The organism is Paenibacillus glycinis, from assembly GCF_009909185.1.
In the GTDB taxonomy this organism is placed as follows: Bacteria; Bacillota; Bacilli; order Paenibacillales; family Paenibacillaceae; genus Paenibacillus_Z; species Paenibacillus_Z glycinis.
Genome location: NZ_JAAAMV010000009.1, coordinates 168,328 through 185,680, shown reverse-complemented (window position 1 = coordinate 185,680; position 17,353 = coordinate 168,328). Strand labels below are relative to the sequence as shown.

General features: G+C 55.3%; 19 protein-coding genes. 3 read left to right on the top strand and 16 right to left on the bottom strand.

All coding sequences use genetic code 11. The features are described 5' to 3' along the window. Nucleotides 1–103 precede the first annotated feature (103 nt). The 11 genes from GT019_RS13505 to GT019_RS13455 form a co-directional block, all read right to left on the bottom strand. The gene (locus GT019_RS13505) at nt 104–997 is read right to left on the bottom strand and encodes a M15 family metallopeptidase (RefSeq protein ID WP_161743702.1); all 894 of its coding nucleotides are present in this window, start codon (nt 995–997) and stop codon (nt 104–106) included. 251 nt (nt 998–1,248) lie between these two features. Further along, entirely contained in the window at nt 1,249–2,154 is a 906-nt protein-coding gene (locus GT019_RS13500) for an alpha/beta fold hydrolase (RefSeq protein ID WP_161743701.1), read from the bottom strand. Between the two features lie 68 nt (nt 2,155–2,222). After that, on the bottom strand, nt 2,223–2,843 hold the full coding sequence (locus GT019_RS13495; RefSeq protein ID WP_161743700.1) for a PadR family transcriptional regulator: 621 nt from the start codon (nt 2,841–2,843) through the stop codon (nt 2,223–2,225). 199 nt (nt 2,844–3,042) lie between these two features. Beyond that, nucleotides 3,043–3,462, bottom strand: a complete 420-nt coding sequence (locus GT019_RS13490; RefSeq protein WP_161743699.1) for a GNAT family N-acetyltransferase — start codon at nt 3,460–3,462, stop codon at nt 3,043–3,045. 205 nt (nt 3,463–3,667) lie between these two features. Beyond that, entirely contained in the window at nt 3,668–4,015 is a 348-nt protein-coding gene (locus GT019_RS13485) for a VOC family protein (protein WP_161743698.1), read from the bottom strand. A 26-nt stretch (nt 4,016–4,041) separates the two neighbouring features. After that, the gene (locus GT019_RS13480) at nt 4,042–4,494 is read right to left on the bottom strand and encodes a VOC family protein (RefSeq protein ID WP_161743697.1); all 453 of its coding nucleotides are present in this window, start codon (nt 4,492–4,494) and stop codon (nt 4,042–4,044) included. Between the two features lie 262 nt (nt 4,495–4,756). Next, complete coding sequence (locus GT019_RS13475) at nt 4,757–5,986, bottom strand: serine hydrolase domain-containing protein (RefSeq protein WP_161743853.1); 1,230 nt, start codon at nt 5,984–5,986, stop codon at nt 4,757–4,759. A gap of 167 nt (nt 5,987–6,153) precedes the next feature. Beyond that, nucleotides 6,154–6,870 (bottom strand): pentapeptide repeat-containing protein, encoded by a 717-nt coding sequence (locus GT019_RS13470; protein ID WP_161743696.1) that lies wholly within the window; start codon nt 6,868–6,870, stop codon nt 6,154–6,156. Nucleotides 6,871–7,130: 260 nt separating this feature from the next. Continuing rightward, complete coding sequence (locus GT019_RS13465) at nt 7,131–8,363, bottom strand: serine hydrolase domain-containing protein (RefSeq protein WP_161743695.1); 1,233 nt, start codon at nt 8,361–8,363, stop codon at nt 7,131–7,133. 19 nt (nt 8,364–8,382) lie between these two features. Then, a complete protein-coding gene (locus GT019_RS13460) occupies nt 8,383–8,970 on the bottom strand; it encodes a TetR/AcrR family transcriptional regulator (RefSeq protein ID WP_161743694.1) in 588 nt (195 codons plus the stop codon). A 42-nt stretch (nt 8,971–9,012) separates the two neighbouring features. Next, nucleotides 9,013–9,765 (bottom strand): SDR family oxidoreductase, encoded by a 753-nt coding sequence (locus tag GT019_RS13455; RefSeq protein WP_161743693.1) that lies wholly within the window; start codon nt 9,763–9,765, stop codon nt 9,013–9,015. Nucleotides 9,766–10,202: 437 nt separating this feature from the next. Between GT019_RS13455 and GT019_RS13450 the strand changes: the two genes are divergently transcribed. Further along, nucleotides 10,203–11,384, top strand: coding sequence for an MFS transporter (locus GT019_RS13450; protein WP_161743692.1), 1,182 nt, complete (start codon nt 10,203–10,205; stop codon nt 11,382–11,384). Nucleotides 11,385–11,547: 163 nt separating this feature from the next. Here the strand turns inward: GT019_RS13450 and GT019_RS13445 are convergent, their stop codons facing one another. The 3 genes from GT019_RS13445 to GT019_RS13435 all read right to left on the bottom strand — a co-directional run bounded on the left by GT019_RS13445 (nt 11,548) and on the right by GT019_RS13435 (nt 14,460). Next, nucleotides 11,548–12,726 (bottom strand): NAD(P)/FAD-dependent oxidoreductase, encoded by a 1,179-nt coding sequence (locus GT019_RS13445; RefSeq protein ID WP_161743691.1) that lies wholly within the window; start codon nt 12,724–12,726, stop codon nt 11,548–11,550. A 17-nt stretch (nt 12,727–12,743) separates the two neighbouring features. Then, nucleotides 12,744–13,172, bottom strand: a complete 429-nt coding sequence (locus GT019_RS13440; RefSeq protein ID WP_161743690.1) for a DUF1641 domain-containing protein — start codon at nt 13,170–13,172, stop codon at nt 12,744–12,746. Nucleotides 13,173–13,659: 487 nt separating this feature from the next. Next, entirely contained in the window at nt 13,660–14,460 is an 801-nt protein-coding gene (locus GT019_RS13435; RefSeq protein WP_161743689.1) for an SDR family oxidoreductase, read from the bottom strand. A 287-nt stretch (nt 14,461–14,747) separates the two neighbouring features. Here GT019_RS13435 and GT019_RS13430 point away from each other — a divergent pair, with 287 nt between their 5' ends. Together GT019_RS13430 and GT019_RS13425 are read left to right on the top strand one after the other, a co-directional pair. Continuing rightward, complete coding sequence (locus GT019_RS13430) at nt 14,748–15,368, top strand: TetR/AcrR family transcriptional regulator (RefSeq protein WP_161743688.1); 621 nt, start codon at nt 14,748–14,750, stop codon at nt 15,366–15,368. 4 nt (nt 15,369–15,372) lie between these two features. Beyond that, entirely contained in the window at nt 15,373–15,720 is a 348-nt protein-coding gene (locus GT019_RS13425; protein ID WP_161743687.1) for a DUF4260 domain-containing protein, read from the top strand. Between the two features lie 37 nt (nt 15,721–15,757). Here GT019_RS13425 and GT019_RS13420 read toward each other — a convergent pair whose 3' ends face one another. Next, nucleotides 15,758–16,396, bottom strand: a complete 639-nt coding sequence (locus tag GT019_RS13420; RefSeq protein WP_161743686.1) for an HAD family hydrolase — start codon at nt 16,394–16,396, stop codon at nt 15,758–15,760. A gap of 232 nt (nt 16,397–16,628) precedes the next feature. Beyond that, nucleotides 16,629–17,219, bottom strand: coding sequence for a TetR/AcrR family transcriptional regulator (locus GT019_RS13415; protein WP_161743685.1), 591 nt, complete (start codon nt 17,217–17,219; stop codon nt 16,629–16,631). Nucleotides 17,220–17,353 lie beyond the last annotated feature (134 nt).

Here is a 17,353-nt window from a genome sequence, read left to right as displayed (position 1 = left end):
AAAGTACGGTAAAAAAATATCCCCATCCGCTGAATTAGCGAATAGGGAATGTTATCGGCGCTGCGGGATTCGCATGAATCGCTCGCGATCTGCCGGGTATCGTTCAGGATTGCAATACGGTCACGATTACGCCGTCCGTATTGTTGCCGGATACTTCGTAGCTGCCCAGCGTCGGCACGCGCAGCGTCGTACGCGAAGCTACCGGGAAGTAATAGACGACGTACGTGCGGTTCATGACGACCGCCGTGATCGATTTGCGCGATTGCAACGCAGCCAAGTATTCCTCGAACGCCCAATGATTTTCTTGCATGATCGCGCTGTGCGGAAGCCCGACGTAACGGAAATGCCACGGTTCGCCGATGACGCCGGTAATGTCCGTTTTATCCTCAGGATACCGCGCGATAAAGCCGTATTTCCAAGCGTTCTCCTTCAGCCATGCCCCTTCCGGGGCGTCCTTCATCTGCGTCAACGTCGAACCGATGTCGAGCGCCAGCCCCAAGCTATGCTCGCTATATCCCGGAAGCGCGGCGATCTCCGGTCCCAGTTGGTCGTAGAGCGTTTGCTGCTCCTTGTCGTCCCGGTAACCGCTGTTGATGATAAAATGGTCGACTCCGTCTTTGGCGGCGTCCGCGATCATCGCTGCGAATTTATGCGTCAAGTCGGGCGACAGCTTGATCTTGCTGTTAAGCAAGCCGAAGCCGAGCAGCAATTCCTTATGCGCGTACAAATTCACCGCTTCGGCGTCCGCATCATTGGGCGGCACGGCAATGTTCTCGTTCACGAGCAGCAAGTTTCCCTCGTGCACCTGATCGCGATCGACTCGGATCGTAAGTTCGTTTTTCGGCGGGGGGGTCTCCGTCGTTGAGTTTGATGTCGTAGACGGCTTCCCGTTCAAGGCTGGATCCATCGGAAGCCCGGTATTCGCCGGCGCCTTGAACCGATCGTATACGAATCCCATCGCCACCAGCGCCGCAAGCAAGATAAACCACTTTCGCATGTTTGTTTCCTCCTCAAGCTCTCTTTCGCTAGGTTAAAGAAAACAAATGAAGAGAAAGCGGCTGAAATTCTTAAATATTTATGAAAACCGCGATCAGGTCCGCTGCATAAAAAGAGACCCACAGCAACGGGCCGCGGGTCTGAGGGATATACAAATGGTGGTTTATTTCAAGTAAAGCTAGGTTGTCTAAGGGAGAGGTAAAGGCTGGTTTTCATGGTCATCGAGTATGCCAGCGTCGTCAACCTAGATGCCTAGGCGAAAAACCGCCGCAGTTCCTGTGCCACCAATTCCGGCTTGCCGCCTCGGTTGGACTGGCTGACGTCGCACGCTCCGCCGTGATCAAGTCCGGGCAATTCCAACCGTTTGGCCCGAGGCAGCGTCTTCTCCAAGGCGTCGAGCGCAGGCTTCAAGTATGGCAAGCCCCTGCTGCCGCCCAGTAACAACGTATCGGCGCGCAATGTCTTGTAACGGTCCAGCTTGCCGGTCATCTCGACGAGCAACCTCCCGTCATAATGCAGCGTCGGAGCCAGCATGCTCATCGTCACGTCGCCTTGCTTCGCCTTCTTGTCCTCGGCTACCATCATCTTGTTCGTCATCGTCTCGAGCAGCCACCGCGGGATGGCATTCAGCACCGGTCCGCCCAGCTGCAGGCCTTTCAAGCACGTGACGAGGGCGGCGGCCGTCTTGCCTTGGGCGATCTCCCGATCGTAACGAGTCAGCCATTCCGTCCGCTCCGAGTTCATCAATAGCGCGGGTTCGTAAAGGGCGAGCTTGCGAATGGCGGGCAAGGCAAGCGCCGCTTCGAGCGCAATGAGCCCGCCCGAGCTGATCCCGAAGATATGGCTGGCGCCTGTATGATTCAGGAGCGCCTCCACATCTTCGACTTCCTTCCGGATCGCGTAACCTTCGCCGAAGGGTCCGCTCAGACCGCGGCCTCGGCGGTCAGGCACGTAGACCGTGAACCCATCGGCCAGCCGTTCCGCGAGCTGCATCAAGTTTTGCGAGGATAAATTGGCGCCATGCACCATGATCACGCCCGGGCCGCGACCGTATTGCCGATAACCGATCGTAGTTCCGTCCTTGGACAGGACGCAGCTGACTTCGCGGAGCGATTCCGCCGTTGCTGCACCGGACTTAGCAGCGGTTGTATTCATCATTTCAAACTCCTCCTCGGAAGTAGCTTTTATTTGATGCGCATGCATTCGTCTGCTATCCCTGTTTGATGTTATTGCGGACTGCCCAGACGCTCCGCTATCCCGCGTAACCATTCCTCGCTCCAGAAGAGCTCGCCCGTGCGGAAATCCGCGATGACGGCGCGCAGCCACTGCAGTTCGGCTTCCAACACGGCTCGGCTATGCTCAACCTCCAGCATGAACAAACGGGGAACGGTCTCCTTGTATCGGAGCAGCTGCTCATCCGTGCGTTGGATGGCTTCCAGAAGAGCCGCTTCCCTTCGCTCGAATTGGCGCTGAACGTCTTCCGGCGTCAGCAAGGTCAGAAACGAGATGGCCGCGGGAAAATCCGGATATTCCTGGGAGCGGACCGAGAGCATCTCCCTCAGCCACTCCTTCGATACTTCACTTCCTTCCTCGGTCAATTCGTAAACGGTTCGGTCGGGACGTCCCCCTTCGCTTAAGGTGCTTTGAACGGCAATGAGGCCCTCTCTCAGCAAGCGCTCGATCGTCTGATAAATGCTCGTGCGCTGACGGACGTTGATGACCTCGTCCTTCCCTCGTTCTTTGATCAGTTGCTGCATTCTGTAAGGGTGCATCGGTTCCTCGGCCAGATGGGCGAGAACGGCTAACGCTAACGGCGATCGTTGAGGTTTATTCGTCTTGTTCTTCATAGTTATAATATTACTATTCATTCCATAACTAAGTCAATGGGTGTTTGCAATTGTTTCCAAAAAAAGTCCGGCCCGCGGGCGATGCCGGGTGCCAGACTTTTATCGCGCTATCGCATGATGCCGCCCTCGAAGGCCTATACTCGGCGAAGAGAGCATGTCCATCTCTGCCTGAATGAAGATAACCGCTTGCAACCCGTGATTAAAGGACCTTAATCAGCGTGTAGGCGGCTTTTTCATAGCCCATCTTTGTCTCATAGAACCTGTGGGCATCGATATTGGCTAACCCCGAGCCCAAGGCCACGATGCCGCAGCCGTTTTCCCTGGCGTAATGATGAATATGCGCCAGCAATTCGCGCCCGTGTCCCTTTGATCGCGCCGTGGATTTGGTGACTAAATCATAAATGAAAGCATGCTTCCCGAAGTAAAAATTCGTCAGTATGCTTAGCCCGGCTAATGCGACGATTTCGTTATTTTCGTATAACGCAAACATCTTGTATCCTTCTTCCCTCATTTTGCGAAGAAAATCAAGATACGTACGTTGGCTCAGATGGGTTCGTAATTCCTTCATGACCGGGTATCCTTCGAGCCATTCTCTCTCTTCCATTAACGCTCTGATCATGTCGCGTTCCTCCGTATCCTAAAGTATGCCTGACCATGTAGCCTAGCCGCTTTGCAGCTAAGCATTCGCGTCCTTGAAGCGGCGCGTTCGAATATATAACGACGAACCCGATCATCCTGTGATCAGAATAGAAAAAGAGCCTGTCTCACGGATGATTCATCCATCGACAGGCTGTTCTTTCCTTCATGCGCCGAATTGCGACGCGTTATTTCTCCCAAAGCTCGATCAGCCGACCTTCAGGATCTTCGATCCATACAAAGCTTCCGTACTCGCTGCTTTCTTTCTTCTTCGCAAGCGGCACGCCGATCTGTTCAAGATGCTTGATCGTCTCGTCCAGATTATGGACTTGGAAATTCAACATCACCTGCTGTTCGGTCGGAAAATACCCGTCCTCCTCGGTAAAGAAAGAAAAAATGGTCTCGTTTCCGGATTGAGGCTTTATGATGGCTCCGTTCCAATTTTCGATTTCAATCTGCAGGACGTCGCCGTACCATTTTTTTGTCGCTTCCAGATTCTTCGTTCTCCAAAAGATGCCTCCGAAACCTTTTATCATCGTATCCAGCTCCTTATAAACGTTAATTATTTGTTGCCGAGTTGTTCCGCCAAACCGATGAGGAGTCCTTCGACGCCACGAATGTAACAGAGCCGATACGAGTCCCCGTACTGAACCACTTCGCCAACGAGCTCGGCTCCGTGCTTAGCCAGTCTGGATACCACGTCGTCGATGTCTTCAACGGCGAACATCACGCGTAGATAACCAAGGGCATTTACAGGAGCAGTTCGGTGATCCGATATCGTGGGCGGGGTGACGAATCGCGAAAGTTCGAGTCGGCTGTGGCCATCCGGGGTTACCATCATGGCAATCTCTACGCACTGCGAACCCAGCCCGGTTACGCGACCGGCCCATTCGCCTTCGACAGTAGCTCGCCCTTCGAGCTTCAAGCCGATCTCTTCGAAGAAAGGGATTGCGGTTTCAAGGGATTCTACGACGATGCCAACGTTGTCCATTCTCAATAATTTGTTTTCTGCCATGGTCTAATCTCCTTATGCGCACGAATTTACTACCGGTTCAGCTTCGTATTTATTCTACCAAGTATTACTAATTCCTTCCAAACGATCAACATATCGTCATGTACATCATATCAAAGATCAGTCATGCGTAAATCATATATGAAATGTGATAATACCTACATTATAGAACGTATGTTCGTATAAATCAATTATCAACAGTTTACATAACCGAAATAATAAAAGCCATGCGCCGAAATCCGCGCATGGCCGCCAACATTTCTTCTCAGTCTTCGATTGCCTGATAGACCGTGGTCCAGAAATCGTGGATAAGCCGCGCCGAATCCGGAGTGGACATTCCGACCTGGGTGAGCAGGATTCCGGTGAGTTGATTCTTCGGATCAGCGTAGGTCGAGGTGCCGCTGCCGCCGTCCCAACCGAATTGGCCGATCGGCGCGTAGTCGCCGCGGTAGGTCCGCACCGCCATCCCCATGCCCCAACCGCCGTGCTGTCCTTGGCCGAACGACACATGGACGTTGTTGGTGGCCATGGCATGTCGGGCGGCTTGCTGCTCGGGCGCGAGACGGTTGGTCGTCATCAGCTCGACCGCGGGCCGGGACAGGATCCGTTCGTTCCCGTGCATCCCATGATTGAGCAGCATCCGGAAATAGGACAGGTAGTCGTCGACGGTGGAGACCAGTCCGCCGCCGCCCCCCTGGAATGCCGGAGGTTGGCTGTGGCGTCCTCCCTCCGCTTCGTCCCACACGATGAAATCGCCGTTCTGCGGATTGGGCGCGTAGAGCGGCGGCAGCCGGCGGATCTTGTCGGTGGCCACGTGGAAACCGGTGTCCTTCATGCCCAAGGGCCCGAAGATGCGCTCCCGCAGGAACGACTCGAACGACTGGCCCGTGACCCGGGCGACGAGGACGCCGAGAAGATCGTTGCTGATGTGGTACTGCCAGCGCTCTCCGGGCTGGTACATCAGCGGAAGCGTGCCGAGGCGGCGCATCCACTCGTCCGGCTCGGGCATCGGCTCGGGCAGATCGGGCGTGAGGCCCCGCTCGAAGATCGCGCCCATGATCGGCGTGCCCAGCGATGTCATATCCATGCCGAGCCCGAACGTGGAAGTCAACAGATCTCGCACGGTAATGGGCCGCCGCGCCGGCACGGTGTCGTCGAGCGGTCCGTCGAACCGCTTCAGCACCTGCCGGTTGGCGAGTTCCGGCAGCCATGTCTCGACCAGGTCATCCAATCGCAGCTTGCACGCGTCGAGCAAGACCATCGCCGCCGCGATCGCGACCGGCTTGGACGTCGAGGCCATCCGGAAGATCGTGTCCCGGCGCATCGGCTCGCCGCCGTCATGGCGCATCGTGCCGATCGCTTCGACATGCGTCTCGTCGCCCCGGCTGACCAGCGCGACGAGTCCTGGGATTTTCCCTGAATCGACATGTCGTTCCAGCACGTCGCGCATTTTGCGCAGCCCTGTTTCGGAGAAGCCGCCGTTGCTGTGTTCCATCGTCTTTTGCATGAAGTATCCCTCGCTTTTTATTATTATCGATCGATTGTTTATCTGAATTCTTATCCATGCTGGAAAGCGCCTTCGGTCCATCGAAGAGACTGCATAACGGCAATGAAAGGATGAATCACCTCCTATTCCGAGTCGTCAGCATCGAGAACTGTCCGTTAGATCACCGTAACCTTCGACAAATCGGCGCCGATTCCTTTAAGGACGGCAAAGGTCAGTTTATCGATCCTGGCGCCGTCGAAGTTGATGGTTTTGATGGCGCGGTAATACTTATTGGTCAAAGCGAATCCGGCCTGGAATGACGCATTTTTAAGCGTCGCGCCTTGGAATGAAACGTCGTTCAAGGCCGCTTTGTTGAATTTAACGCCGTTAAAGGTTTGCCGATCCAGACGCAAGCCTCGCAGATCGGAGGAATCGAAGTCGACGCCGTCGAACAGGCAGTTTTCAAAGCTCGTTTTTCTAAGGTCGGTCATGGTCAGCTTGACATCGGTCAGTTTCGCGCCATTGAATTTTACGCCGGCCAACCCCGACTTGTCGAAGTCGGTGCGCAAGAGTACGGAATGATTGAAGCTCGACTCCGCGAGGTCGGCTGCAGCCAAGGTGCAGTCGGTCAGATTCGCGTGGTCGAAATTGACTTCGCGCGCATCGCCGTTCGCAAACGTGCTGCCTGTCAAGTCGGCCCGCGAAAAGTCGGATCCCCGCAGCGCGCTCGCTTTGAATGTTCCTTTATGGGCGGTAACGCCGGCAAAATCGCTCTTGGCCAGGTTGTGCGCGCTGAGGTTGGTCAGCAGGTCCGTCTTCCATTCGGCGCCGCTCTTTCCCCCGTCGTATGGCGCAAAAACCCCGTTCAGATCGATCGCTACCTTCTCGTTCATACCATCAACTCTCCTTATAAGAAATTATTTATCCTGCGTTCATGCTCCATCGATTAACTCTACATATGGATAATACGATATATTACTGTGTCTGTCAATGTACTATTTCGATTTAATTACTTTGCCGGTTGAAAAATCCGCGCCTGCCCATAATCCAAGAGAGATGCACCGTACTCAGGCAAAACGAAAAAACCGTCCCCCGACGGAGCTCGGGAAACGGCTGTTGCATGCTTTGCTTGGATGAGGATATACAATGTGCTTCAGTCGATTATGGCCTGATAGAGCATGGTCCAGAAATCATAAGCGATCAGGCTGTTCTTGGGAAGCTGCGCTCCTCTGAGCTGAATCATCAGCGTCGCCATCAGCTCCTCGCGCGGATCCGCGATCCAAGTCGTTCCCAGCGCCCCCGGCCAGAAAAACGAGCCGATGCCAGGACCGATGCCGATCTGCTTGGTCCTGACCGAGACGCCGTACCCGTATCCCTTGTTCGTCCACATCATCGATCCGTCGTAATCGGTCTCGTCGAAGAAGGGCTGCGCGCGCTGTTCGGGCGCGAGATGATCGGTGATCATCGCCTCCACGGATTTGCGCGACAGCATGCGCACCCCGTCCACCTCCCCGTAACCAAGCAGCATCCGTCCAAAACGCCGGTAATCGTCCGCCGTGGAGAGAAGGCCGGCACCTCCGGACGGGAAGATCGGCGCTTCGGCCCAAGCCGTCGATTCCGGGCGATCCAGCTCGATAAGGCCTCCCTCGGCCTTCGGCGCGTATGCGACCGACAGCCGGCCTCGCTTTTCCGGCGGCAGGGCGAAGCTTGTGTCATTCATCCCGAGGGGTTCGAAGATCCGTTCACGGTAAAAGGCATCCAGCGTTTGACCCGATACCCGGGCGATCAATACGCCAAGGACTTCATGCGCGATGTGGTACAGGAAGCGCGTGCCCGGCTGGTAGAGAAGCGGCAGCTCGGACAGCCGTTTCATCCAGGAATCGGGATCGAGATGCTCCTCCGCATGCTGTTCTCCCAGCGGCTTGGCCAATGGTGCGGGAAGCAGCTTCATCATTTCGGACTGCAGCGGGTGATCCTCCCAGCCGATGCCGATGCGCGAGGTCAGCAGATCGTGAAGCGTGATCGGACGGGACGCCGGCACGACGTCGTCCAGCCTTCCGTTTGGATCGCGCAGCACGACCCGGCCGGAGAGCTCCGGGAGCCAAGCATCCACGGGATCGTGGAGGCGAATCTTTCCTTCTTCGGCCAGCAGCAATGCGGCTGCGGCCGTGATCGGCTTTGTCATCGACATGATGCGGAAGATCGTATCCCGCCGAACGGGAATGCGCGCCTCTTTGTCCTGCCAGCCGATCGCGTCGGCATAAGCCTCCTTGCCTTTGCGATGAACGGCGGCGACCGCCCCGGCGATCTCTCCGCGATCCACGTAGTCTTGCAGGACTTTGCTCAGCCGAAGTAGACGCGTTTCCGACAAGCCTGCTTTTGGCATCGATATCCCTCCGTTACTGTTAGGTAGCCAAACCTTCGCAAAACGTGCTCACGCTGGTTGCGATGAATTCTTCTTGCGTGTCGCTGATGAATTGCGTATCCCACAAGGCACGGGAAGAAAAATAACCGTAATACATCGTCAAAAACATCATCGCTTGCTTGGATGCATCCGTAACCGCCATTTTGCCGCGTTCCTGCATGGTCAAGAAGTAGTCGGTCAACACGCCATGCAGTCGCTTCGTATTGTCGGCGATGAGGCCGATCAATTCGGGCATCGTCGCGCGTTCTTGAACGGCGATCAAGAAGATCCCCCGATTGACCTCCATTAAGTCGAGATACGAGGCGGCAATAAGCTTTAGGTCATGGTTCAAGTCGTATACGACGTTTTGTTCGACGATTATCTTCAAACCAGGGGTGTACGAATACTTTTGGACGGCAGCTTCGAGCACCCCTTTCTTGGTCTTATAATGGCGAAATACCGTCATCTCGCTTACGTCCGAAGCAGCGGCGATATCCTTGATCGTGACGGATTTGAATCCCTTCGCCTGCATCAATCGGAGAGCGGCATCCAGAATCCGATCCGAAGTGCCTGTCTCATGATCATCCATGTCAATTGCCCCCGTTCTTGAAAAACAACCTCTTGCGACCGTTTATTCCATGTAGCTTCCGCCGTTTACCGGCGTGTACGTCCCAGTCGCGAACTGACTGTCGTCGCTTGCCAGGAACGAAATGACCCTCGCCACGTCCTCGGGTCGAGCCATGCGGCGAAGCGGCGTGAAGTTGCTTATCGCTTGCTTCGTTTCTTCGGGCATGAATGCGGTCGCGTCCGTTTCCACCACTCCCGGAGCGACCACATTGGACGTGATCCCGAAGGGACCGAATTCGCTTGCGATATAGTTCGCGAAAGTATCCAGGCCGCCCTTCGCCGTTCCATGGGCGATCATGTTGGGGGCGATGTGCTTGCCGGCGCCGGAGGAAACGTATACGATGCGCCTGTAACGCTGCTCGGTCATGAATGGAATAACCGCCTGCGTCATGACGAATGCCGCCTGCAATTCATCGTTTAACTTTTGGGCAAACTCTTCCCATGTCGTTTCAACGAACGGCTTGGTTACAAATGGCAGATTTGCATTATTCACGACGATATCTATGCGCCCGCCGAAGGCTTCCGTCGTTTGTCGGATAAGCTCCGCAACCTGATTCGCGTCCCGAATATCCGCCCGCACGGGGATGGCCTCGCCGCCGTCCGCTCGAATCGCGTCAACCGTCGCTTGAGCCGCATCCCGATTGCTCACGTAATTCACGACGACTTTTGTGCCGCGTCGTGCCAATAATTTCGATGTCGCGCTCCCGATGCCGCGCGCGCCTCCGGTTACAATAGCCGCTTTTCCATGCAAGTTCATGTTCAGCACTCTCCTCTGGATGTGTGTTAGCGGTAACTAACATCATTATAGGGAGTGCTTAAACCAACTGTCAAGGCGGTCGTTCGTTCCCGGAACAGACCCTTTTACGCGGAGAGCGGCCTTTGTTCATTCATGGTATTTTCCGCTTGGTTGGTTCAACACCCATTCCAGAATTTCGATTTGAATTCTGATCTCCTCCGTGTCGAATTGTTTCTGCACGGTTTGAAGTTGAATTAATTTGGCTTTTATCTGATCCTCGGTTCTCATTTTGCGGCTCCTTCTTCTCTGAACTATTCGCACTGCCGACACGCATATATTCCTTCAAATCAATGAGATTATAACATGAAATGCGTTGGAATAAATATTTGAACTCGAGTACGATGACAATGCAGCATCTCGTCCATGTCAATGTCATTTCATAGAGAGGATCTCGCATCATGAACCGTAAATTCATCGTTTATATCGTGGCGTTCGCCGCCTTTCTCGGGCCGTTCACGCAAACCATCTACACGCCGGTGTTGCCGGAGGTGGCCAGTCAATTCCACACCTCTTCGTTCGTCGTCAACCTGACGATTTCCGTCTTCACCTTCTTTCTGGCCATCATGCAGATCGTTTACGGTCCCCTTGCCGATTCGAAAGGAAGGCGAAAAGTCATCCTGTTCGGAATAACGCTGTACGTGATCGCGTCCATCGGTTGCTTCTTATCCGCCACTATCGAGCTGCTGCTCGTCTTCCGGGCGCTGCAGGCGATCGGCATCGCCGCCGGCTCCGTAGTGGCCGTCACGGTGATCAGCGACTTGTTCGAAGGAAAAGAACGCGGCCAGGCGATGGGGACCTTCCAGATGATGGTATCGCTCGGACCCGTGCTGGGACCGGTCATCGGCGGTTTTCTGAGCGGATGGTTTAATTTTCATTCCGTGTTTCTCGCGCTTGCGGCCACGGGTCTGCTCGTGCTGCTCTGCAACTACGCTTTCCTGCGGGAAACGAAGCCCGACGACGGTAAGCCCGCCCGCTTTCAAGTGCGGGATTTCGCGGCTATCCTACGGAACCGCATCGGTTCGTCGGTCATTATTCTCGGGTTTATCCAGTATTACGTCTTTTATAATTTCCTCGTGTTTCTGCCGGACATCTTAAGCGATCGATACGGCTTGTCCGCCGAGCAGAAGGGATTGGTCTTCCTGCCGATGTCTCTTTGCCTCGTTGTCGGCAGCTTCGTGGGCGGCAGAATTCAAGCAAGGATGGACGGGAAAAAGGTCATCGTGCTGACGACTTTTCTTAACGTGGCGTCGCTGTTGTTTTTTCTCGTCTTCTATTCGATCTCGTTGGCTTGGCTGTTGGCGGGCATTATCTGCTTCGGACTATTCCTCGGGCTCTCGCTCCCCGTGCAGACGACGCTGCTGACTGGCGCATTCACGACGAATCGCGCGACCGCCGTCGGGGCCTATAATTTTTTCCGTTACATGGGGATGGCTTGCAGCCCGATCGTGGGCAGTCTATTGTTCCGTTTGGGCGGGTATATCCTGTTGTACGGTTTTATCGCAGTCGTCTTTCTGGCTTTCGCCCTGCTGTTGTCGCGACGTCTCCTTGGCGCGCAAGCGCATAAGTCGTCGGCCGCCTGATCCGATATCGGCATATAACGCTTGTCGGCGATTCGAACGAATCCAAGCGAACGCAAAAATGCACCCATTTCAGTCCTCATCGGATGGACCGGAACGGTCCTTCCAATGTCTGCTTTCAGGGGTGCACTGCAGTAAGAGGATTGTATGCATGCTGGCGAGCGTCTTAATAAGCCAGCGAGAACAAGCCATCGATATGCGCCAAATAGCGCACGTCGCTGGCTTTTTTCATCAAGGACGCCGGCTTGCCCTTCAGTTTCAGTCCGCTTTCCCCGACCCAACCGATGCCGTCCTTGCGGCCGAGGCTCGCGAGCGATCCGGAGTTGACCGGCTCGAACGCCACCATCTTGCCGCCTTTGAAGTAAGCGAACAGGTTGGCGCCGACGAGCTCGCCCATCTGCCAAGCCAGCTGCGCGGTAGGCGGGTACGGATGGCTATCCGGCCCTTTGACGACGGCGCTGTCGCCGGCGACGAAGATATCCGGATGCGAGACGGATTGCAGGAACTCGTTGATCGCCGCGAAGCCGTGATCGACGTCGATGCCGCAGCTCGCCACGAGCGCATTGCCCTGCACGCCGCCCGCCCAGAGGACGGTGTTCGACTCGATCGTCCGGCCGTCGTTCAGACTGACCGTCGAACCGTTCACTTCCGTGATCCTGCGTCCCGTCAGGAATTGAACGCCGCGAGCTTCGAGACTCGCGACCGCGCGTCCGATCAGGTCCGCGGAGAAGGTGGACAGAATGGACGGTTTCGATTCGACGAGGTACAAGGATACGTCGGCGAAGTCGACGCCCAGCGAGCGGCAGATGTCCGGAAGCTCGTCCGCGAGCTCGCCGACGAGCTCGACGCCCGTCAAGCCGCCGCCGCCGATGACGAAGGTCGCGTCGGCTTCGTCGTTCGATTCCGCGTAAGCGGCGAGTTTTTCTTTGACATGCGCGTATATCCGCTTCGCGTCCGCGGCGGATTTCAGCGCAAAGCTATTTTCCCGCAAGCCCGGGATGCCGTGAAAGTTCGTTTCGTTGCCGAGCGCTAGCACGAGCGCGTCGTAAGCGTACGAGGTGCCGTCGTCCAGAGCGACTTTGCGGGCCTCCGGATCGATCGCGGATACCGTACCGATTCGCAGATCGACGTTTTTTCCTTTGAACAACGTTTCCAGCGGCAGACAAACCGCTTTCTCGGCGATGTTGCCTACCGCCAGTCGATGCAGCTCGGTCACGATCTGGTGCGATTCGTACCGGTTAATGACCGTAATCGCGGCTTCCTCCGCCGTGAAGTGTTCGCGAGCGGAGAGCGCGCCGAGAAGACCGCCGTAACCGGCGCCCAAAATCAAGATTTGCTTGCTCATGTTCCCATCTCCCGTTGTTATTTTCGTCTTGCGCCCAGAATATCCAGATACGCCTGCCCGAAGCGAAGCACCCGTTGAAACTCCGGATGCTTGAGCAGCCGCAGCATGCCGATCAGTCCGATCGAGGTCTTCTCCTGCTCCGCCCGATGGCGGGCTTCGATGGCGGCAGACGCGTAATGCTTCGCCTTTTCCTCCAACGGCTTCACGACTTCCTTGATGCCGCCGAGCGTATCCTGCATCAGCACGCGGTCCCCAGATGCCTGCTTCGCCAAGTCGTACGCTTGGGTGAGCAATGCCGTCATCTCCGCGAGCTTCGGCAGGTTCGCGACCACGGCGGTCAATGCCTCATGCACGTCCGGCTTCAACAGATGATGAAGTACGTCCGCCGATGCGTTATTTGCTCCCAGTTCTGCTTCTTCTTCCTTTCGAGTGGTCGTTTCGATCATTTCAATGCTCCTCTCAAACCTGGTCTCCCCCCCGTTTCGGGAGGGCTGAACCACGCATGAATGGTCAGTATGTGAAAAACTTCACATTGTGATCCGCAGTCTCCTTCCGGACGTATGACCATTCCGAATCCTTCCGTAATAGGAAACCATCTCCGATCGACAATCCCGAACTCGCTGAATAGCAATATTCTTCCGATTATGAGCCCAGACAGTATACTTAACTCGTGTATGACGAGCAGTCGATTGATTTTCGTATTCACATCGAGTAAGTGGAATGTCGAATCGTACAACCCAACTATAACGAATTCGTGTCTCATCGATCAATGGCGCTTTTTCTATGATCATGATAGCTTTTCGCTATCAATATCGATTTATATGCAAGCGCGCAAGCATGCAGCGAAAGCAAAAAAGCCGCAACAAGGCGACTCTCCGCTTCGTTATTCTTGTCGCGGGAATCATCCGATAACGGCATTCGCGCGCTTTGCCATCATACGCCGGGCGTCTGACCGCCGTCGATGACGATTTCCGTGCCCGTGATCGACGGAACGCGATCCGATACGAGCAGAAGCGCCATCGCGGCGATTTCTGCCGGATCCACCATGCGTCTAAGCGGGATGGCCGCGCTCATGCTCGACGTTTGGGTTTGAACGTCGATTCCCTTCTCGTCCGCTTGCTGCCGGGCGAACCTGATGGCCCGTTCGGTTTCCGTGGCTCCGGGCGATATGGCGTTGATTCTGACGTTCGATGCCGCCAACTCGCCGGAAATGCCTTTCGTAAAATTCAACAGAGCCGCATTCGAGGTGCTGCCGGGAAGGTAACCGGGAGACGGCGTTCGTCCGGCAATGCCGACGATATTCACGATTCGCCCGTCTCTTTGCTTGATCATATAAGGCGCCGCTTCCTTCACCATCCGCATGTAACCGAGAAGCTTTACCTGCCACGCCTCCAAAAACGCTTCTTCGGATAACTCGAAAAACGGACCGAACTGCGCGTTCCCCGCGCTATTGATTACTATATCGATACGGCCGTGGTGCTCGATCGCCGCGTCGACCGCCCGTCGCGCGGTTTCGGGCTTATGCATGTCGCCCGACACGAGCGTGATGCGCGTTGTTTCTCCTTTGGAGCCCCCTGCTCGCATCGAAGCTGCCGCTTGCGTTAAGCGCTCTTGATCTCGTCCCACCATGACGACGGAGACGCCTTCTTCATATAAGGCCTTTGCGCAAGCAAGTCCGATCCCCGCGCTGGCTCCCGTTACGATCGCCGTTTTTCCCTGAAGTCCCAATTCCATATCCGATACCTCCTCTTTCTCCTCGGCAGTTTGCGCCGGAACGTGCATCATGATGTATTGTTGCGCATCTGAGTCATATTATAAGGAGTTCGAACATCTCTTCAATGGCCAACTGCCGACGATTCATGCATTAGTGCACACATCGCGCGACATTGTGCGAGTAATCGGCATGATCGAAGCTTTTGGGGAAACTAAAATAAAAAAACTTGACTGTTCGACCAAACAGTATTAATATAGGCCTATAAACAACTGGCTGTTCAATCAAACAGTAAAAGGAGCGAACGAAAATGAACCCTACCCCATCGGTTATTCAAGACGAACGAAAAGGCGCCATCATGCTTGCGGCCTTTAACCTATTCGGCCAAGTAGGCTACCCCAAAGCGACCATGAAGGAGATCGCCGCCAAGGCCGGCGTGGCTCAAGGGCTGATCGGCTATCATTTCGGCACGAAGGAAACGCTGCTGGTCGAAGTGGTCCGAGAATGGATGATCAACCGCGGAATGAAAGCCGCTTTTGCCAAATTGGACCTGCAGGTCTCGCCCGATGAACTCCTTCGTCAGGTCTTGAACCACGTGGTCGATTTCCGCAAGGATAACCCCGAATGGTTCACGCTGCTGATCAGCCTCTGGTCGGAGAGCGTGAACAACGAGAAGCTCGCGGCCGAGCTGTCGGGGATTTACAAGGAAATGAAGGCAGGCATTATGATTGTCGTGGACCGACTGGAGGTTCAGTTGGATACGAGCGGCAAGGAAATGCTCGCGGCGCTGATTCAGGCCGTATTCGACGGATTGACGTTGCAATCCCCTGCCCTGTTGTCCGATCAACCGCTCTCATATGAACAAGTGTCGCGAGGGATCGGCTGGATGCTGGCTGGAATCCGAATCGCAGACCGGGAAAAAGGAGAATAATACGATGAACAAGAAGCTGATTAGACTCGAAGGTTTGGTCGTTCTGTCGCTCGGAACCTACTTGTATTTTGCCAACGGATTCGGCTGGGTCGCTTTCCTCTCGCTGCTGCTGCTTCCGGACGCTTTCATGATCGGCTATGCCGTGAACGCCAAGGTCGGCGCTTACCTTTACAATTTCGCCCATACGCTTTCCGTGCCTTTGCTGCTGCTGCTGGCGGGATTTATCTTCTCGGCCGACTTTCTCGTCATGATCGGGTTTATCTGGACCGCTCATATCGGGATGGACCGGATGATGGGCTACGGGCTGAAGTATGCCTCCGAATTCAAGGATACCCATATTCAGCGGCTGTAATAAACGGCAACCGATCCGGTTGCCGCCCGAGACTTCTTTATAGGATGGCTTGTCTGAGATACGTGCCGAAATCGGCGACGGATGTAAATAAGCGATCGGGTTCAAGCGAGTCCAGCAGTGCCGGATCGGCGGTTTCGGCCCAAGCGGCGGCAACGATGGCCACGCCGGCTTCCCTGGCCGCTTGAATGTCGCTTGGCGCATCGCCGATGTACACGCAATCCCGAGGCGCGACGTCCAATTGCTTGATCACTTCCTGGATGCCCTGCACTTTTCTCGGTCCTTGCGGCGAGCCGGTCTCGATGACCTGGAAATAGGATTCGATCCCGAACCGGGCTAACGTCATGACCGTGCTTCGTTCCCCTTTTCCGGTTACCAGCGCCATCGGCACGCCCCTGCCATGGGCGAACGCCAACAATTCCGTCATTCCTTCGAACGGCGTCTCGCACATGGCATGCAGCTCGAGGTAATGTCGGAGGTAATCCGCGATTCCTTGATCGTAGCGTTCCGGAATCAACGCCTGCACCGTTCCCTCTTCCGAGGGACCGAAGGTCGCGATGATTTCCGCGTCGCTGATCGAGCGTCCCGCCAACGGTTCGATGGCCTTCTTGAATGCGGCAATGCAAAGCGGCAACGTATTCCCCAGCGTTCCGTCCAAATCAAAGATGAGACACTTCATATTCTCCCATTCTCCTTTCCGATTGTTGCGCCAACAATTCTTTCTCCAGCGATCAGAATAATTACGCGAGTTCCCGGCGAGGCTTGCTTATTCATGTTAACGCAAGGCATGCATGCCCTGTCAACGGCCTTAATGCTCAAAAACGAATAAACCGATACCCGCTGATGCTTGATCGGCGTAGGCATCGGCATGGTTGCGGCGCAGGCGGCGGCGACACGATATTTGACGGCCGCTAATGTATATCCAACACTTGCACCGTGGTCGCAATGACGGCTTCCAATTCATCGCGATTTGCGCCATTTGCGGCTTGTATCGACATTCCCGCCGCCACGGTCATGATGAATCGCGTGAGCTGTGCCAGATCGGCGCGCTCGGGCAATTCTCCGCCGCTTCTGGCTTGCTCCAGGCGAAGCTTCAGGGCTTGCTCGGCGTCGATGCGCCTGGCGGTCAACGCTTGTCTGACCGGCTCCGATTCCTCGGCGCATGCTATCGCGCCTCTAATCGTTAGGCATCCCGGCGGGTTTATCGGATTCGTCGTCAGATCCGCCACGGCCCCGAGGTATGTTTCGATGACTTTTCTGGCTGTCGGTTGGGTCAAGGCCGCCGCGGTTTCCCGGGAGGGGCCGTCGAAGTAATAATCGAGCACCTTGAAAAACAATCGCTCCTTGCTCTCGAACGTCGCATAGAAGCTTGATTTGTTGATCTTCATGGCCTCGGTCAAATCGGACAACGAAGTCCCTTCGTATCCTTTGCGCCAGAATAATTCCAAGGCATGATGGAGTGCGAGTTCGATGTCAAAGGCGCGAGGACGTCCAAGTGCCATATTAAAATCCCCTTCGCTCAAGATTGGTGTATGGTCTTTATACTACCCGCGCTCGTGACGATGTCAAGTTTAGGGTATGAAGAAAATCCAATTCCTTTCGGTCGGAAAAGAACAACGCTTTTCCTTCAAAAGTA

What these genes read in the sequence shown, in the direction of transcription:
- GT019_RS13425 (WP_161743687.1), top strand. Translation starts at nt 15,373, where the DNA reads ATGAACAAGAAGCTGATTAGACTCGAAGGTTTGGTCGTTCTGTCGCTC.
- GT019_RS13490 (WP_161743699.1), bottom strand. Translation starts at nt 3,462, where the DNA reads ATGATCAGAGCGTTAATGGAAGAGAGAGAATGGCTCGAAGGATACCCG.
- GT019_RS13420 (WP_161743686.1), bottom strand. Translation starts at nt 16,396, where the DNA reads ATGAAGTGTCTCATCTTTGATTTGGACGGAACGCTGGGGAATACGTTG.
- GT019_RS13450 (WP_161743692.1), top strand. Translation starts at nt 10,203, where the DNA reads ATGAACCGTAAATTCATCGTTTATATCGTGGCGTTCGCCGCCTTTCTC.
- GT019_RS13465 (WP_161743695.1), bottom strand. Translation starts at nt 8,363, where the DNA reads ATGCCAAAAGCAGGCTTGTCGGAAACGCGTCTACTTCGGCTGAGCAAA.
- GT019_RS13455 (WP_161743693.1), bottom strand. Translation starts at nt 9,765, where the DNA reads ATGAACTTGCATGGAAAAGCGGCTATTGTAACCGGAGGCGCGCGCGGC.
- GT019_RS13480 (WP_161743697.1), bottom strand. Translation starts at nt 4,494, where the DNA reads ATGGCAGAAAACAAATTATTGAGAATGGACAACGTTGGCATCGTCGTA.
- GT019_RS13435 (WP_161743689.1), bottom strand. Translation starts at nt 14,460, where the DNA reads ATGGAATTGGGACTTCAGGGAAAAACGGCGATCGTAACGGGAGCCAGC.
- GT019_RS13485 (WP_161743698.1), bottom strand. Translation starts at nt 4,015, where the DNA reads ATGATAAAAGGTTTCGGAGGCATCTTTTGGAGAACGAAGAATCTGGAA.
- GT019_RS13495 (WP_161743700.1), bottom strand. Translation starts at nt 2,843, where the DNA reads ATGAAGAACAAGACGAATAAACCTCAACGATCGCCGTTAGCGTTAGCC.
- GT019_RS13470 (WP_161743696.1), bottom strand. Translation starts at nt 6,870, where the DNA reads ATGAACGAGAAGGTAGCGATCGATCTGAACGGGGTTTTTGCGCCATAC.
- GT019_RS13440 (WP_161743690.1), bottom strand. Translation starts at nt 13,172, where the DNA reads ATGATCGAAACGACCACTCGAAAGGAAGAAGAAGCAGAACTGGGAGCA.
- GT019_RS13460 (WP_161743694.1), bottom strand. Translation starts at nt 8,970, where the DNA reads ATGGATGATCATGAGACAGGCACTTCGGATCGGATTCTGGATGCCGCT.
- GT019_RS13475 (WP_161743853.1), bottom strand. Translation starts at nt 5,986, where the DNA reads ATGGAACACAGCAACGGCGGCTTCTCCGAAACAGGGCTGCGCAAAATG.
- GT019_RS13415 (WP_161743685.1), bottom strand. Translation starts at nt 17,219, where the DNA reads ATGGCACTTGGACGTCCTCGCGCCTTTGACATCGAACTCGCACTCCAT.
- GT019_RS13505 (WP_161743702.1), bottom strand. Translation starts at nt 997, where the DNA reads ATGCGAAAGTGGTTTATCTTGCTTGCGGCGCTGGTGGCGATGGGATTC.
- GT019_RS13445 (WP_161743691.1), bottom strand. Translation starts at nt 12,726, where the DNA reads ATGAGCAAGCAAATCTTGATTTTGGGCGCCGGTTACGGCGGTCTTCTC.
- GT019_RS13500 (WP_161743701.1), bottom strand. Translation starts at nt 2,154, where the DNA reads ATGATGAATACAACCGCTGCTAAGTCCGGTGCAGCAACGGCGGAATCG.
- GT019_RS13430 (WP_161743688.1), top strand. Translation starts at nt 14,748, where the DNA reads ATGAACCCTACCCCATCGGTTATTCAAGACGAACGAAAAGGCGCCATC.